12 protein-coding genes are annotated in these 16,101 nt (G+C 56.3%); 6 read left to right on the top strand and 6 right to left on the bottom strand.

Annotated elements, in window-relative coordinates; all coding sequences use genetic code 11:
- Positions 1-1,162: amidohydrolase family protein (locus P4L78_RS04505; protein ID WP_309327095.1), on the top strand; the 1,162-nt coding region annotated here is incomplete at its 5' end.
- A 188-nt stretch (positions 1,163-1,350) separates the two neighbouring features.
- On the opposite strand, the gene P4L78_RS04500 is transcribed toward P4L78_RS04505, so the two are convergent.
- On the bottom strand, positions 1,351-2,457 hold the full coding sequence (locus tag P4L78_RS04500) for an NAD(P)/FAD-dependent oxidoreductase (RefSeq protein ID WP_309327094.1): 1,107 nt from the start codon (positions 2,455-2,457) through the stop codon (positions 1,351-1,353).
- 111 nt (positions 2,458-2,568) lie between these two features.
- On the opposite strand from P4L78_RS04500, the gene P4L78_RS04495 reads away from it, so the two are divergent.
- Entirely contained in the window at positions 2,569-3,240 is a 672-nt protein-coding gene (locus tag P4L78_RS04495; RefSeq protein WP_309327093.1) for a TetR/AcrR family transcriptional regulator, read from the top strand.
- Between the two features lie 135 nt (positions 3,241-3,375).
- On the opposite strand, the gene P4L78_RS04490 is transcribed toward P4L78_RS04495, so the two are convergent.
- Together P4L78_RS04490 and P4L78_RS04485 are read right to left on the bottom strand one after the other, a co-directional pair.
- Positions 3,376-3,699 (bottom strand): hypothetical protein, encoded by a 324-nt coding sequence (locus P4L78_RS04490; protein ID WP_309327092.1) that lies wholly within the window; start codon positions 3,697-3,699, stop codon positions 3,376-3,378.
- Positions 3,696-4,610, bottom strand: a complete 915-nt coding sequence (locus P4L78_RS04485) for a DMT family transporter (protein ID WP_309327091.1) — start codon at positions 4,608-4,610, stop codon at positions 3,696-3,698. The genes P4L78_RS04490 and P4L78_RS04485 overlap by 4 nt, the downstream gene beginning before the upstream one ends.
- Positions 4,611-4,712: 102 nt before the next feature.
- On the opposite strand from P4L78_RS04485, the gene P4L78_RS04480 reads away from it, so the two are divergent.
- The 4 genes from P4L78_RS04480 (at position 4,713) to P4L78_RS04465 (ending at position 11,056) form a co-directional block, all read left to right on the top strand.
- On the top strand, positions 4,713-5,480 hold the full coding sequence (locus P4L78_RS04480; protein ID WP_309327090.1) for a helix-turn-helix transcriptional regulator: 768 nt from the start codon (positions 4,713-4,715) through the stop codon (positions 5,478-5,480).
- 549 nt (positions 5,481-6,029) lie between these two features.
- Complete coding sequence (locus P4L78_RS22860) at positions 6,030-6,548, top strand: NINE protein (protein WP_405051493.1); 519 nt, start codon at positions 6,030-6,032, stop codon at positions 6,546-6,548.
- 4 nt (positions 6,549-6,552) lie between these two features.
- Positions 6,553-7,182, top strand: coding sequence for a response regulator transcription factor (locus tag P4L78_RS04470; protein WP_309327088.1), 630 nt, complete (start codon positions 6,553-6,555; stop codon positions 7,180-7,182).
- Positions 7,183-7,456: 274 nt separating this feature from the next.
- Complete coding sequence (locus tag P4L78_RS04465) at positions 7,457-11,056, top strand: ATP-binding protein (protein WP_309327087.1); 3,600 nt, start codon at positions 7,457-7,459, stop codon at positions 11,054-11,056.
- A 337-nt stretch (positions 11,057-11,393) separates the two neighbouring features.
- Here P4L78_RS04465 and P4L78_RS04460 read toward each other — a convergent pair whose 3' ends face one another.
- From P4L78_RS04460 to P4L78_RS04450, 3 genes are all read right to left on the bottom strand, one after another.
- On the bottom strand, positions 11,394-12,455 hold the full coding sequence (locus P4L78_RS04460; protein WP_309327086.1) for a fimbrial protein: 1,062 nt from the start codon (positions 12,453-12,455) through the stop codon (positions 11,394-11,396).
- Positions 12,456-12,486: 31 nt separating this feature from the next.
- Positions 12,487-15,105, bottom strand: coding sequence for a fimbria/pilus outer membrane usher protein (locus tag P4L78_RS04455; RefSeq protein ID WP_309327085.1), 2,619 nt, complete (start codon positions 15,103-15,105; stop codon positions 12,487-12,489).
- A gap of 150 nt (positions 15,106-15,255) precedes the next feature.
- Positions 15,256-15,987: a fimbria/pilus periplasmic chaperone gene (locus P4L78_RS04450; protein ID WP_309327084.1), complete on the bottom strand. Its 732-nt coding sequence runs from the start codon at positions 15,985-15,987 to the stop codon at positions 15,256-15,258.
- Positions 15,988-16,101 lie beyond the last annotated feature (114 nt).

Genomic DNA, 16,101 nt, shown 5'->3' with positions numbered 1-16,101 from the left:
ACGGGGTGCCGGCCAGCACCTGGTTTACTGCATCACGTTTGAAGGATTCGGGGTAAGTACGTCTGGTCTTGGTCATGAACACAACTCCTGGGTGGGCATTATCCACCTTAAGTCAGTGTCCATCGAGGCCGGGCCAGACCATAGAGATTATTTGATGACGAATACTAACGCGCCACGCCTCAAGAAAATCTGCCTTGAAGAGCACTTCGCGCCTGCGGGATTCATGACGAGCGACCCAACCGAGTTTGCAGCGAAGCTTGGTCTTGAGCCCGAGACCGCGAAATCGATTCTCAATGGCCTGGACTTGAGTGAGAAGCTTCGCGAAATGAATGCAAGTGGGGTCGACGTTTGTGTCGTGTCGCTGCAGGCTCCCGGCATCGAGGGAATTTCAGACCCGCACGAAGCGGCCGCAAAGGCCCGCATGGTAAATGACTACCTTGCGAAGCAATGCGCGACGAGTAATGGCCGTCTCGAAGGATTCGCAAGCGTTCCACTGCAAGACCCCGTGCGGGCGGTTGAGGAACTTGAGTATTGTGTGAATGCGCTTGGGTTCCGCGCCGTGATGGTTAACGGATACTCAACCTCGCCGGATGGATCGCCGATTTACCTGGATGATCGCCGCTTTGATGCCCTCTGGACGCGCTGCGAAGAGTTGGGCACGCCTGTGTACCTGCATCCTCGCGTGAGCGTTAAGGGGGTGTTGGAAGGGATATATGCGGGCCATCCCGAGATGCACGGGGCAAATTTTGGTTTCGCCGTCGAAACCTCCGCTCATGCGATGCGCTTGATATGGTCCGGGTTGTTTGACCGTCATCCGCGGGCGACTGTCATCCTGGGTCACCTTGGCGAAGGCCTTCCATTCCTCTCATGGCGGCTCGAACACACACACAACGATAATCCGCTTGGCACGAGGACGAAAAAGACCGTGCAAGCATACTTGAGCGAGAATTTTTTCTTCACGACGAGCGGTTTTTTCAGCGACCACGCACTTCAATGTACGCTTGCAACCGTCGGGGCGGACCGCGTTTTGGGGAGCGTCGATAGCCCATATGAGAAAATGGCGGAATACTCAGCGTGGATCGAACGCACTCCGGTCAGCGAGTCTGATCGCCGCAAGATCGCACACGAAAATGCGGCAAAGCTTTTCGGGCTGAAGGTATGAAGCTCATTGCTTCCTTCTCGTGCTGCCGCCCCACAGGGATATGATCGACGCTGGCGCAGCTCAATTCTGGAAGATGGCCGCTGTCAGCCTGGCCCATCCATTCCATGCGAAACGCTAAACGCTCCCTTCAAGACCGCCGACATCGATCGAATTGCAGTCCCCAGATGCATCCACCCGACGTTTTGGCATTAACCGAGAAACCGTACCAGGCTATCTGGCGCGTCTTGGCCGAGGCAGATATCAAGCACCTCGACCGCCCCCGAAGCCGCCTGTGCGCTACGGGGGAAGACCTTCTCCTCATAGCAAGCAAGGGCGACCTCCATGTTTCCCGGGTATGCCGCGATGGCCTCACCTAGTTCCGCGCCATCAACCATGGCGAGATTGGCGCCGTCGCCTGCAGGTGCCATCAGATGCGCTGCGTCACCAAGTAGTGTCACACCGGGCACGCGGTCCCATCGGTGCGCTGCGGGCAATACATGAATTGGCCGGAATACTGGGGGCGTCTCGCTATCGGTGATCAGCGCCGTGAGAGCGAGATCCCATCCATCAAACTCATGGGCTACACGGGCCCGAGCGACGGATGGATCGGCGTCCTCGGCCTCCCTGATCCAGGCTAGCGGTTTTCGTATCGCCGCATAGGCATGCAGTACGCCCTCCGGCTCGCGATGTGCAAAAATGCCCTTACCCGGCGCCATGGCAAAGAATCCACCGGTGCCTACCGCTTTGGCGCTCGCGGGGTGGCGAGTGTCAGGATCGGTGAGCAAGGTCTCGATGAAGGTGATACCGGCATAAACGGGCGTTGCATCGGATACCAATGGCCGGACCCTGGACCACGCGCCGTCGGCCCCCACGAGCAGATCAGTGATCACTGTGGCGCCGTGGGCGAAGGTCAGGCTGTGCCGGCCATCGCCGAGCGCCGCCACCGTTGCAACCTTGTGCCCCCAGTGCACCGTGCCGGCGGGCAGCGAATCCAGCAGCAAGCGGCGCAGCTCGCCCCGGCGCACCTCTGGCCGGCCACCCTTGCCATCATCTGGTTGATCGAGCAGCACCGCTCCGTCTTTGTCGAGGACACGCGAGGCCTGGCCGCCGGGATGGATAAGCTCTTTGAACTTGTCATGCAGCTTCGCCAACTTCAATGCTAGCTGGCCGCTGTCTTCGTGAATGTCGAGCATGCCGCCTTGCGTGCGCGAGTCGGGCGAGGTTTCTGCCTCGTAGACGATTGAGGCAATGCCGTGGACATGAAGTACCCGGGCGAGCATCAGCCCGCCGAGGCCAGCACCTACAATTGCGATCATGCGTGTCACCTTGAATCCTTTTTTGAGCGGGGAAGGCATCGTTGCCGGATTATTTTGTGGAATGCCGTTCCAACATCATGGAATGTCGTTCCATTTGTGTCAAGATGCGGCATGGCAAAGAAAACACAGCCTCCTCAACGGCGTGAGGATTCCCTCTCCCGGGACCGTATCATCGAAGCGGCAATCGAACTGCTCGACAGCGGAGGCGACGGTGGATTGACGTTCCGCGCACTATCCGAACGGTTGGCGACCGGCCCCGGCGCAATCTACTGGCATGTCGCCAACAAGGGCGATCTGCTCGTCGCTGCCTGCGACACGGTGATTGCCGCCGCGATTGATTCGTGCGCGCAAGCCGAAACAGCTGGCGAAACCATTCGCGCTTTGGCCCTGGGGGTGTTCGACGCCATGGACGAGCACCCCTGGATCGGCTCGGCACTGCTGCAGGCGGCTGAACAGTTGCCGATGGTGCGCCTCTTCGAGAGCATTGGGCAGCAGGTGAGAGCGCTCGGCGTGCAGCAGAGCAGCCAGTGGTCGGCAACGACAACATTGCTGCATTACATCCTCGGCGTTGGCGGACAGAACGCCGCGAATCGGCTCTCGGCCCAGATGCGCAAGCTGGAACGCGAGGACTTTTTGAGCGAAGTTTCCTCAGTGTGGTCGGGTCTCGATGAGGCCGACTACCCCTTTACGCGATCGATGGCGGAGCAACTTCGCAGCCACGATGACCGGGGCGACTTTCTCGCCGGGATTGATTTGATCTTGGGCGGAATCAAGGGGCTATAACGAGGGCAACTCCGAGGCAAAGAATCATTCCGAGATTCATGGTAGCCCGCCGAACTAAATTATTAGCTCTCAGTTCTTGTAAAAGCGGCCGTGGAAATATCAGTACTAACAAGGGCGGCGTGGGCTGGGCTGCATTCAGGGCGGCAATTGCGCGGGCGGATAACCGTGCACAAATTGTGCGGTATTGCACCCAAGGGCCTGACGCTGGCTATCCACGTTGCGCAGATCCGCAAAAAAGCGCACCAGTTGCGGATTAATCACCGGATGCAACCGCCGCATCGCCTGCACGCCGGGTACGCTTTGCCAGCGATAAGCCACCACAGCAGGTGGCTCATGCTGCTCTGTAAACGAATCAGGATTCCGCTGCTTCAGAGCCAGCGCGATGCGTTCCAGCGTGCTCAACAGGCTGTTCAGAAGATCGGCGGTGGCGATGGGTTCCGTGTACGTGGTGCCAATCATGAGCGGCTTTCCTGCAATAGTGCGACGGCCATCGGCCACAGCGGTTTGCGCAATAACTGAGATGCCAGCACGCCCACCACCGCTAGCCCGCCACCCACCAGGTGATAGCCGTGCAAGCGCTCGCCCAGCAATATGACCGCCAGGCCAGCTGTGAGTACCGGCAGCAAATTGATAAACATGCTGCAGCGGTTCGGTCCCAAGTGCCGAATACCGTTAATCCACAACACCGGCAACACCACCGACGCAAATACCCCGGCGTACGCAATCAACGGCAAGGTGGCTGTATCCAGCCGGGCTTGGGCTGCGGGCACACGCCAGAACATCGGCACCATAAACACCAGCGCCGACAAGGCTTGCAGATAAGTGGATTGCCACGCCGGTAAACCAAGCGGCCATTTGCGCAGCAAGATGCTGTAAAAGGCATAACTAAGCGAGGCAATCAGCATGAGTAAATCGCCGGTATGCAATCCGCCCCGCAACAACGCAGCGGGTGCACCCCGGCTGATCAACCAGACTATCCCCGCCAGTGCAGTGACACCGCCAAGCGCCATGCCTTGCGTAGGCGCCTCACGCAGCAGCCAAACGCTCAAACACATCGTCAGCAAAGGCACCAGCGCGGTAATGATCGACATATTGGTGGCCGTTGAAGTGTCCGCTGCCCAATACGACAAGCACTGATAAAACGACATACTCAAAAAACCCAGCAAAGCCAGTCGCGCCAGTTGCGGTTTGATGGCTGTGCGATTGCGCCAGGCAGGGCGCAGCACGAAGCAGCTCATTAGCAGCACGGCCAGCACCAGCCGGTAAAAAGTGATAGCGGGCGGTGCAATAGCCCCCGACGCCAGCTTTGACACCACTACGTTGCCCGCCCACAGCAAGATGGCCAGGAACGGAAAAGACCAGGCTTTCATTGGCCAGACCCTCGGTTGCTAAATCGAAGGCTCATGGTTTCAGATGCCGCTTGCGTCTGTCTCTGGATAAACTGTCATCAGTTATTGCAAAAAGGACAAGCCATGCCCGAGTTGGACGCACATTTGCCGTTTGAGTCTGCCGCGATGCCGGTGACGGGCATGGCGGCAGACTATGTCGATGGGCACTTTATTGCGCCGCACACCCACCGTCGCGCCCAGTTTTTATATGCCACCAGCGGGGTGATGGTGATTGAAACCGCGGCTGGACGCTGGGTGGTGCCGCCCACCCGTGGCGTCTGGTTATTGGCCAACGTGCCACATACCGTACGCATGCGCGGCGTGGTGAATATGAAAACGCTGTTTGTGAATCCGGACGCCGCACCCGGCTTGCCCACCACCGATTGCGTACTCGATGTCTCGCCCCTGCTGCGCGAGCTAATTCTGGCGGCATCCATTCTCCCGCTGGCGTACGTCGCAGATTCGCGCGATGGCCGCTTGATGCGCTTCTTGCTGGATGAATTGCGTGCGTTGCCGGTATTGCCCTTTCATTTGCCGTGGCCCACCGACCCACGCCTGAATCGGGTATGTACCCATCTGGCCGCGCACCCGGATGACCCCGCCACCGTGGGTGATTGGGCTACCACGCTGGCGATGAGCAGCAAGACCTTTCACCGGCAATTCCAGCAACACACCGGCATTACCTTTGGCCGCTGGCGTCAGCAAGCACGCTTGTTGTTGTCGCTGGAACAATTGGCCCAAGGTGACAAGATTCTCCACGTGGCGCTGCAGCATGGCTACAGTAGCCAGAGTGCATATTCAGCCATGTTCAAACGCCACTTTGGCGTTTCGCCCTCCGATTTTTATCGCTAAGTAGTACTGTTTCATAAATCAGCACGAAGACAGCAGGGTCCAGGGTCCACCCGGATTTACGCCATGCGCACCGTCACCCACTTGCCCAACAGCGGAAGCTGGTTACTCGTCAGTAACCATTCTGGTGCTGCTGACCGCTGCGCTAAATTGGCCGCTGTCGGCTAGATAGCCTCCGCTTGCGACCCTCCGCTTTTTGCAATGCTCCCCATGTTTCTGGTAATTCAATTCAAACAGTGTGCAGTTCGGGAAGCCCCGGTGAGACCGCATTTGAGCCCACCAGCGGCACGGCAAGGAATTACTTTTTTTGCCGTTTTTTATCGCTGATGCACACAAGCCTCATATGGCCGCTTCGAAAAACAAAAATGGCGCCCGACTGAATCGTACTTTAATTCGGAAAATCAAATAAGAGCGCATCCCGATTTGTCATCAGAATTTTCAGTTTCTCAAAAAGAATTATCTGAGATTTTCTATCCGCAACTCTTATGCCAATGGCAACAAATCACGCATAAATTCCGGTCTTTCCAGTCAAGTACCTTCTAAAACAGACCAATGCAACATGAGTCCAACTTATGTGAGACCAGCCCAAAACTTACTGCCAATAAGCAATATAAGATTATAAGAATAAAGGCAAGCCCACGGCCCGGCATCTGTCAGCCACCGCAGAGGAAATACTCACCACTTGTATTGTGGGTGACGTGGTTATTTTTGGGGCTATTCGGCACACATTGGTGGCTTATGGGCAAGCATTCCAAGGCATTGACCATGCTGCTGCTTACCAACGCCTTCGCTGGCCTGATGGGGTTGTCGTACCTGCTATCGGGCCTGGAGCCGATGACCGCGTACCGGCCGCTTGCCGCCTGTTGCGCGATATTTGCTTTTATCTTGGGGTTACTTCTATTCTGGAAATGGCTGAGCGGGATTACAGCCATCATAAAACACGCCCGTTCGCTATCCGGGCAATGTGATGATCAACGCGGCCCCAACGCATGCCCATACCGCTGCCCGCATTGTGCTTTGCGTCCACCGTTTACTGATAACGTGGCGCGTTTTTCCATTAACCAAAGGTGACCACATGGTGGATGCAGTAAAATCGACCATTTTCCTTGCAGATGATCACCCCACGACGACAATTGCGTTATCGGCGATATTGCCATCGTTGCCAAACGTCGAGATTGTGGGCCAGGCCATAGATGGGCAAGCTGCATTCGCAGGCATTGTGGAAACAGACCCGGACCTGGTGATCCTGGACCTCAATCTGCCCGCCGTTGATGGGATCACACTGATATCAAAAATCCGGCGTCGCGAGTTGCGCTGCAAGATTCTTGTCTTTTCCGCTACGGACCCCAGGCTGGTCGCATCACGCGTGGCTTTGGTGGGGGGAAACGGCTTTATCAGCAAGGATCAAGACGTCGAAGAATTGCTGTTTGCCGTGCGCATGGTGCTCAGAGGCTACAACTGCTTCCCCAATGAAGCCCAATTGCTTGCGGGAGAGAGTAACGATCCGACCAAGCTGCTTACGCCTCGTGAACTGACCGTGTTGATGGCCTTGGCCAAAGGGGCAGCAAACAAGGAAATTGCTGAAGAACTCCACTTGAGCGAAAAAACGGTAAGCACTCACAAAATCCGCGTAATGGAAAAGCTGGACCTGCATAGCACGGTTGAACTTGCCACTTACGCCCGCGTGCATGGGCTGATTTTCTAAGTCCGATCGGATCTGCAACTTGCCAATACGCAGGCAGGCGGATCATGGTCCACTTTCATCTTGGGGCGGCATCGCTTTCCCGTGAATGCGGGATGGATTTGGTTCGATTCAGCTACAGCAGCTGTACTTTGATCCGTGGCCCACAAAGTCTGTGCTGCTGCGGCAATCCCGGCGCCACGCAACGTTGAGGCCACTTTTGAATCCCCATCGCATCTTGAGGTCCCGTTCCGGACTGGTCAACGCACTGATTAACCTGATCACATTCGTCACACTCATGGCTTCTGCGAACATTCGGGCCAGTGAGGTTACTGCGCGGGCCGATGAGCAAATCAAACCTCTGGAATTGTCGCAAGCTGAAATCCGGATGCTTGCCGCTCACCATCATCAATTGGTGGTGGGTATCGTTCCAGACAAACAACCACCGCTGGAAATGGTAGGGCTGGATGGATCAAACACAGGGACAGCCGTCGATTTCCTGAACGCCATGGCAGCGCAGTTCAATGCCACCTTGGTGTTCCGGCGCTACCCCGACCTCGACACGGCACTGGCAGCATTACGCAAAGGTGAAATAGATATCAAACCTGCGGTAATGACCTTGCCCCCGGATTCCGGCGCTGTATTAACAGAAAGCACTTTCGGTTCGGGCCGCCTGGTCGAAGTCGTGCGTCATTCGGACGTTAACAACTTCACGACCACACCTATTGCTGCACACACGCTGGGGTATGTGCCGGAGTTGATCAGCATTGACGCAGTGCGACAGGCCTACCCCGGATGGCGCTATCAGTCTTACCCCACAGTGCGGGATGCCATCCGCGGCGTTATTTTTGGCCAGGCCACTATGGGTGTGCTTCCTTATGCCATCGTCAGTTTTTGGGCAAGTCAGTATCAATTCGGCTTACTGGATGTTGCAAATGAAGCCAACATCGCAAAATCCGGTTTTCATTTTGCCGTACGCAGTGATGCCGAAGTCTTGCGTCAATTGCTCGATAGGTCCCTGCAGAATATCCCACGGGACTTCATGCTCATACAGCATGCACAGCTGCAAGCACCGCTCCCCTACCAGGGTGCCCGGCTTCAATTTTCAGCAGCAGAGCGGACATGGATCAAAGCGAATCCTGTATTGCAGTACGGTTACCTTGATGACGCTATCCCTTATGCTTATGAGTTGCCGGGGAATAAAGCTGCCGGCATATCCATTGCTATGCTCAACGAGGTGGCACGGCAGGCGGGTTTTAAACTGGAAGGCATACCGCAACACACTTTTGGCGATCTCTCCAAAGATCTACGCATCGGCCGCACTACCCTGCTGGCTCTCGTATCGCCTGGCTCCGGCGTTCAAGGTGATATCTTGCTCAGCCGCCCGTATGCTCAGGAAATTCCTGCCCTGGTCACCCGGGGATATCCGGGCCATCCGATAGAATTAGCTTCACTGAAGAATAAGCGGGTGATCGCCTGCGATCAGTTTCTGGGGCAAGTCACTATCCCGGGTGCAACCATATTGCCTTGCATTAGCAACGAACACGCTTACACACAGCTAGAACAGGGGAACGCCGACGGTATCCTTACATGGACGTCGAACGCGGGTTATATGCTTTCACAGTCTTACCACAGCAAACTTGCGGTAAGCGCGGTGGCATCTTATGAACAACAGCCGTTAACGTTTGGGGTCGCGGCCAACCAGCCCGAGTTGCTCTCAATTGTTAATAAGGTCCTCGCCGCAACCAGTGCGGGAGAGCTGGCGGCCATGCGCCGACACTGGATGTCGGCAGAAAGTCCAGAGCCAGAATGGCAGCAATTTCGCCTGCGCTACCTCTTGATGATTGCCGGTATCGGGCTGATCTCTCTCATCTCGCTGATCTCATTATGGTTAATCCGCAGGCAGGTCAAACGCCGGGAAGCGAGCGAGTTACAGATACAGAATCAACTCGCATTCCAGTCCGCCTTGCTCAACAGCTTGCCAGTGCCGATTTTTGTAAGAGGCGCCCAGTCACAATTGTTGACGTGCAATCTGGCGTATCGCAATTTCTTCGGGGTGCCAGAGCAGCCCACAAGTCCAGCAAGTGAAGACCCACTTGAACTGGCCGCGGCAGACGAAATATCAATCATGCCGGAGCACCTGCATCATCTGGCCTTGAGTGGTGCAGGGTCACAATTTGTCGATCAGGCCTTTGAATACCAAGGACATCATTACGACGTTTATGCCTGGGTATCGCCTTTCTATAACGCAAGTGGCGACATTGCGGGTGTGGTCGGTGGCTGGGTCGATATTACCGACCGCACCCAGTTGGAGCGGGAGCTACGTCAGGCCAAGGAAATGGCCGAACAAGCCCGTACCATCGCCGAGCAAGCGAATCGGACGAAAACCACGTTCCTCTCCAGTATGAGCCACGAAATCCGCACGCCGCTGAACGTCATTATCGGCATGCTGGAATTGCAATTGCGCCGACTAAAAGGTGCGGGCAAGCACAACGACGCGCTGGAAACCGCGCAAGACTCCGCCCACTATTTGCTGTCGTTAATTGATGACATTCTGGATTTCTCCAAAATCGAAGCGGAGAAACTCTCGCTTTACGAAGAACCGGTACCGCTGGCCAGCAAGATCAACCGCGTCTCGCGCATGTTTGAACTGCTGGCGCGCAGCAAAGACCTGCAACTGCAGACCACGCTGAAAGGCGTGGATGATGATCTGTGGGTCATGGTCGACCCGGTACGGCTGCGGCAAATTTTGGCCAATCTGCTCGCTAATGCCATCAAGTTCACCCCTGCCGGGGGCCGGGTTGAATTGCGCTGCCAATTGCTGGCGCAGCAGGCAGACCAGTTACATATCCAGTTTGAAGTTGCGGACTCTGGCATTGGCATTGCGCCAGAAGACATCCCGCTTTTGTTTAAACCATTTACTCAGGCCGAGCACACCAGCGCGGTTTATCGCAAGGGTGGCACCGGCCTTGGCTTGGTCATTTGTGATCGCTTGGTACAGATGATGGGCGGGCAAATTGCGCTGTCCAGCGAACCTGGCAAAGGCACACGCGTGCAATTTACGCTCGCCTTGACGCGCTGCGCCGCCAACACAGATGCGAGCGACGCGAGTGAAATCCCCACTGATGTACGCTTTACCGACCTGCGGGTATTGGTTGTGGATGACCATCTTGCCAATCGTGTGGTTTTGCGAGACCAGTTTGAAACGCTGGGCTGCCTGGTCAAAGAGGCCAGCGATGGCGTACAGGGTCTGGATTATTGGCAAGCTCAGCAATTTGATCTCGTCGTGACGGATTTTTCCATGCCGGGCCTGAGCGGCATCGACATGACAGCGCGTATTCGCCAACTGGAGCACACCAGCCTGCGCCAGCCCATACCGGTAGTAGGCGTAACCGCCTATGTACAACCAGAAATTGCGCAACAAGGCAGGGATGCGGGCATGAATGTCGTGCTCACCAAACCAGTCGGCCTTGGGCATTGGCTGGAAACACTCTGGCGACTATTTCCGCAGGCAACTCACACGGCAGCGGTCGCGGCAGAAACGCCCATTTCCGCGTTCAAGCGGTTAAACGACTTTACCAAGGGCAACCCTAAAACAGAATTGCTGATGCTTGAATCCATCCTGCAACAAACCGCGCTGGATTTGCCGCATTTGCAAGAAGCCTATTCCCATAAACAGTGGGACGAAGTAAAACTGCAGGCCCACAAGATCAAGGGCGGATTTCATTTGTTGCACTTGGAAAGTGTTACCGCGCCGTGCATTGCACTGGAACAAAGCTGCACCACAGGTGAAGAATGCGATATCAGTCTGGCATTTCGACAATTGCAGAGCGCATTGAATTCGTTTGACAGCACGGCCTCAGCACGAATTGCCGAGCTCAAGACAATGCTGGCATGAGAGCGTAACCAGCTGCGCCAGCTGGCCATGCATACAACTTCAAGTGGGTTATGGGCTAACGGCGTGAAACAACATGGCAATGGCGTGGGATTTGAAGTAGCGCCGCAGGGTAAAATCTCGCGCATTGGCACCCTTGGCCGGATACTCACGTGATCGAGTTTAATGGCCTAAGCATCCCGCAAAGCAATGCTAATTAGCGCTGACGTACTGATCGGGCTGCCGGTTCTTTGATCTTTAAAAAAAAACACCATGCCGCTTTCAACGGACATGTTGTTTTTTTTGCGGTTTAAATCAATCTCGTCAACAGCAAGCTTTCAGCGGGATAAAGATATCCGTTTTACAGATAGGTCATCGTAAAAGTGAGCGACGTATTTCCCTCACCCGCGCCGACCGTGGTGCCCGTTTGGTAGTAGCGTGCCTGGAGCGGAATCGAGTAACTGCCACCTGTGCCTGTGCTGTAGTCCGGCATGGCAAGTCGGGTGCTCAATTGGATCGGATTACCAGCACCGTCCAATATTTGCACGCCAACACCCGTGGCCGGTGTTGCGGAGGCCGTATCAAGCGCGACCACTGCATTGGACGCGTCAATAACCGTAGTCGTGGGATCAATCTGGTAGGAGACGGTATTCATCCCTGCCGGACAGCTATTCAGGGCAATCTGGAACGATGTGGCATTGGTGTAAGTGCCTGGCCCTGTCAGCTCTGAGGCTTTATGAGTCTTCAGGTCGACGGTAACGTCAGGGGTAACACAACTCAAAACTGTGACGATCACCGGGGTATTTACAAAATTAACAGGGGTCGTTCCCATAGACGGGTAAGTACTGTTGTCGTAAGAGGCTAACACCCCCATGACGGCACTGTTGACTGTCCCGCCAATAATTGGCCCGGTCTTGACCAGCATGAAGTGATATTTACCGCCGTTGTATACAGTACCGTTCTGATTGCAGTACCCGCTATAGCCCATCCCCCATCCGGTGCGCCAGCCGCAGCCATTGTCATAGGGTATCCCGCCAATAATAATTCCGACGCCAGCGACGCTGGTCTTGTAGATGGTATAGGTCACGCCACTATCAACGTAGGTTTGGCCCGATGAGACCAGTGTACTTCCCAGCCCGATATGAGCCCCGGTATAGCTTGATGAGTCAACCGTGCAGGTGAAGTAGTTCGAAGTGGCTACGCTTTCCGCCCACGGTGTCAACGAAGTACCGGTGGGGGCATCTCTGGGGACGGCAATTGAAGCCGGCATGTTTACGGTGATCGTGTCCCCGCCACCGATACATGTTGACCCCGCCCAGGATTGAGAGGCTATCAGCGCCATACACAGCGCGAACAGTAGCTGGAACATTGTTCGCAATTGACGTGTCATGGCGAAAGTAGAACCTTTTTTGAATCGTTTCATTTCAAATAAACTCCAGTGAATGGCGCTACAGTTAGCGGCATTCGCCATCAGCAAAGTAATAAGGCGCCTGCTTGCCCTCGCCGGTTTTGGGCAACGTATAGCCCAAGGTGCACGATTTACCCTTACCCTCGCCCCATTTGACCATCAGCTCGCCTTGGTCCTGCTTCAGGCCGTAAGTCATGATCCGACCACCTTGCGCCACGGAACCCACGCTATGGCCATTGCCATCCAGCACTTCGGCCCCGAAAGGCAGCGTTTCGCCATCGGCAAGCTTGCTGCGGATGATCACAGCCCTGCCCGCGTTGGCTGTGTCGAACTTGAGCTTGACCACGGCACCCGCAGTCGGCGCCACATGCATTTCCGTGGTCTTCAGTTGCACGCCCATCGGCAGGCCTTTGGGGTCCAGTTCCACGTTATTCTGCGAATATGGCGTGAGATTGCTGACCAGAGCGTGACCCCACGGATCGACCTGCACACCTGGTGCGGTGGAGACCCGGGCGCCCGCCGCGTCTTTCGCGTCGATGATGGCCATGGTGTCGCCGGTGCTTGGCGTAAAGGCCACGCCGCCCTGCCACGCCACAATGCCACCCGATGCACCTGCACCGGTCTGGGTATAGCCGTTGCTGCGGCTGGCGCTGGCGCGCAGTTGGGTAACCGGACTGAGATAGCCGACGTTGGCACCGAAGGTGTTGCTGCTGTCGGTCGCGCCACCACTGGTGCGGCCCGCGTTGATGCCGTAGTTGAACTCGCGGTCTTTGCCCAGTGAGCCGGTGACGCTTTCCTGCAACTGGTTGCTGCCATCACGCGTGTCGTGTGTGTAACTGGTGTTCGAACTCGGCGCGTAAGCGCCGGTACCCAGCGGCAGGCTCAGGTTGAGCATGTAACGGTTGCTCCAGCGGGCGGCTGCCACATCGAACTCGCGCGCCGCGGAAACACCAATACCGACCTGGCCGACACTGACGTTGTAACCAGCCTGAAACTGGGTATCGCGGTTGGTCTTGTTCCAATAGTTCTGGGTGTAACCGGACAGGTAGACCGAACCCCATTTCTCCAGACTCTGGTTCAGGGTCAGCTGCAACCGGCCTTTCTGGATACCGGACATGAAACTCCCGAGATTGCGGTCATCCAGCTCCCGCAGGGTCATGGCGTCCGGCAAACTCAAAAAGCCGCTGGTGGAATAGCGATAGGCCGCGAGGGTCAGGTTGGTATTGGTCGGTGTGAACAGCCGGGAATACGATATCCGCGCACTCTGGCCATTGTGGTCTGGCTGGTTTCTGAAGCTGGCAGAGGCGTCCGTGATATCCAGACCAAATGCGCCGTATTCGGTATTGAGTGCTACACCGATGGCAGCAGAAACAAAGTCTTCCGCCACGATGGTGCCGCCGTAGCCCGTAAACAGGTTGCTGAAACCATGCTGGGCAGTGCTTTCAAATATGAATGGCGTGCTGTGGAGACTGGTGTTGCGATACTGGCCGACGGTGGCGCTGTAGCGCGTGATGCCAGGGCGCAAGGCATTGACCGGCGATGCATAAGGCACCGCCGACACATGCTGGCTGCCATCGGCCTCGGTGACGATCACGTCCAGATTGCCACCGTAGCCGGTCGGGTACAGGTCGTTGATTTCAAACGGGCCGGCAGCGACGGTGGTTTCATAAATGATGTTGCCATTCTGGCGGATTTGTACCCGGGCGTTGCTGGTGGCAATGCCTCGCACCGTCGGCGCATAGCCGCGCTGCGACTCGGGGTACATGCGGTCGTCGCTGGCCAGCTGGATACCGCGCACACCAAAGCTGTCGAACACGCTGCCGTCGGTGAACGAATCCCCAACCGTAATCTGGCTCTTGATCGGCGCAAATGCACGCTGGGCGTAGGTCTGGATGCTCTGGTAGTGCGTGTCGCCACCCGTGCTGTGGGTCACGTTGCCGTTGTAGCGCAAGCGCCACGGACCGGCATTGAGGCCGGCGTTCAAGCCCAAGTAGCTCTGGGTTGACGAATAGTTGTTATCGCCCGTGCTATGGAACACGTTGGCGTTGTACTGCAGGGTGGCCGCGGGGATGCCGTCGTCCCAGTATTGCGGGTCGACATAACCGCGTGCACTGCGGTTCAGGAAGGCCTGTGGAATACTGGCGTCCAACCGTTGTTCACCGTTATCAAAGGTAGCGAAAGCTCCGTCGACCAGATCCGGCAGCACCAGACAGCTGCCGCTCGATGAGGCCTGTAGCTTGGCTTGTGCGATAGCGCTCAGGCGATTGAGATCAGCCCCCATGCGTTCCAGCAGGTTGCGGTCAAAACAGGGCTGAACATTGCCAGTCCCTTGCTGCAGTTCGCGCAAGGGCACTTCCACCACGCCGATCCACATCTGGTTAACATACAGCGCCGCGCGATAATCCCCCGGCAACGCCACATTGCCCTTGTTGAAGCGGCTGATATCGAGCTTGCTGGCCGCCGGGGTGTTCGGGCCGTTCAGAAATTGCTCGTTGAACTCAACAGTTGCCACTTGCACCGGTTTGACCTGTACTGGTTCGTCTGCCCACGCCTGCCCCAGCGCGAATACGGAAAGGAGCGCTGCGCTCACCGGGCACAATCTGGGAAAGGTTTTTCCCTGTGCAGCACGGCTCACTTTGCTGTCTTTATGAATACGGTTGGTCATGGGCGGGTCCATTACTCAGGGCAATACCAGCCCGTTCGCGCTGGCCGGGCCAGCGCAAAGCCGTAAACTGGTGGGGGATATTGGATCGAAAGACTGGCGAAGTGACGAGAGTCTTGCGAGCGCGTCACCTGGGGAACTAGAACACCATCGTTACTGCAATACGGTCTCGCCCTGGACCGGGCCACCATAGTCGTTGAGTGTGGTGAAGCGCAGTTTGGTGCCCGCGGTGGCTTGGCCAGTCAAAGGCAAGTCCAGCGTAGCCCCCGGTGCAACCATGTTCCCGTTCTCAACCTTGCCTGTATCTACCTCTGCCGCCATGACGGTAACGTGGTAGAGCGTAGGGTTGGTAACCTGAAGGACAGGCTTGCCATTTTTTTCAGCCACATGCCAGGTCAGCTTGCCCGGCGCTTCGTCGGCCGAACCTTTGAGGCCAGCCGGGCGGAAGAAGAATTTGATACGGGAACGGAACGCCAGTTGCATATGGTTGGCACCGGCTTCATCCGCCGTGGGCTTGGGCGGAATTTCCAGTACGTTCAAGTAGAATACGGACTCCTTGTCCTGCGGCAGCGGCTCGCCGGTATAGGCAATACGCAGCGTCTGGGCCTTGGCCGGATCAATTCTCGACATCGCTGGGGTAATGGTAAACGGCAACTCTATTGTGGATGGGTCAGCCTTGGGGTCACCCTTATCCAGCCAGACTTTCGTCAAGGCGGGGTTTTCACCGTTGTTTGACAGTTTGATGGTGACTTCAGGGTCCTTTGCGTTATAAACCACCCTCGTGCCGGCAATCACCACCGATGCTTGGGCGGCAAATGGCAGCAATCCGCCTATGACCAACAGTCCTGCGGCAAGCGAACAACAGACGACTTTTTTGATACTCATCGTAATCAACCAGTAGAATTAAAAAATCAATATCCGGGACAATAATTCCGGATATGAAAAATTCAATTAAGCCGGAAACACCCATTTAATAAAAGCGGGTTGGGTTATTCGACC

This window comes from Silvimonas sp., assembly GCF_031291215.1.
Classification (GTDB): Bacteria; Pseudomonadota; Gammaproteobacteria; order Burkholderiales; family Chitinibacteraceae; genus Silvimonas; species Silvimonas soli.
Note: the sequence above shows the minus strand (reverse complement) of the source record. Positions and strands in the feature narration are given on the sequence as shown.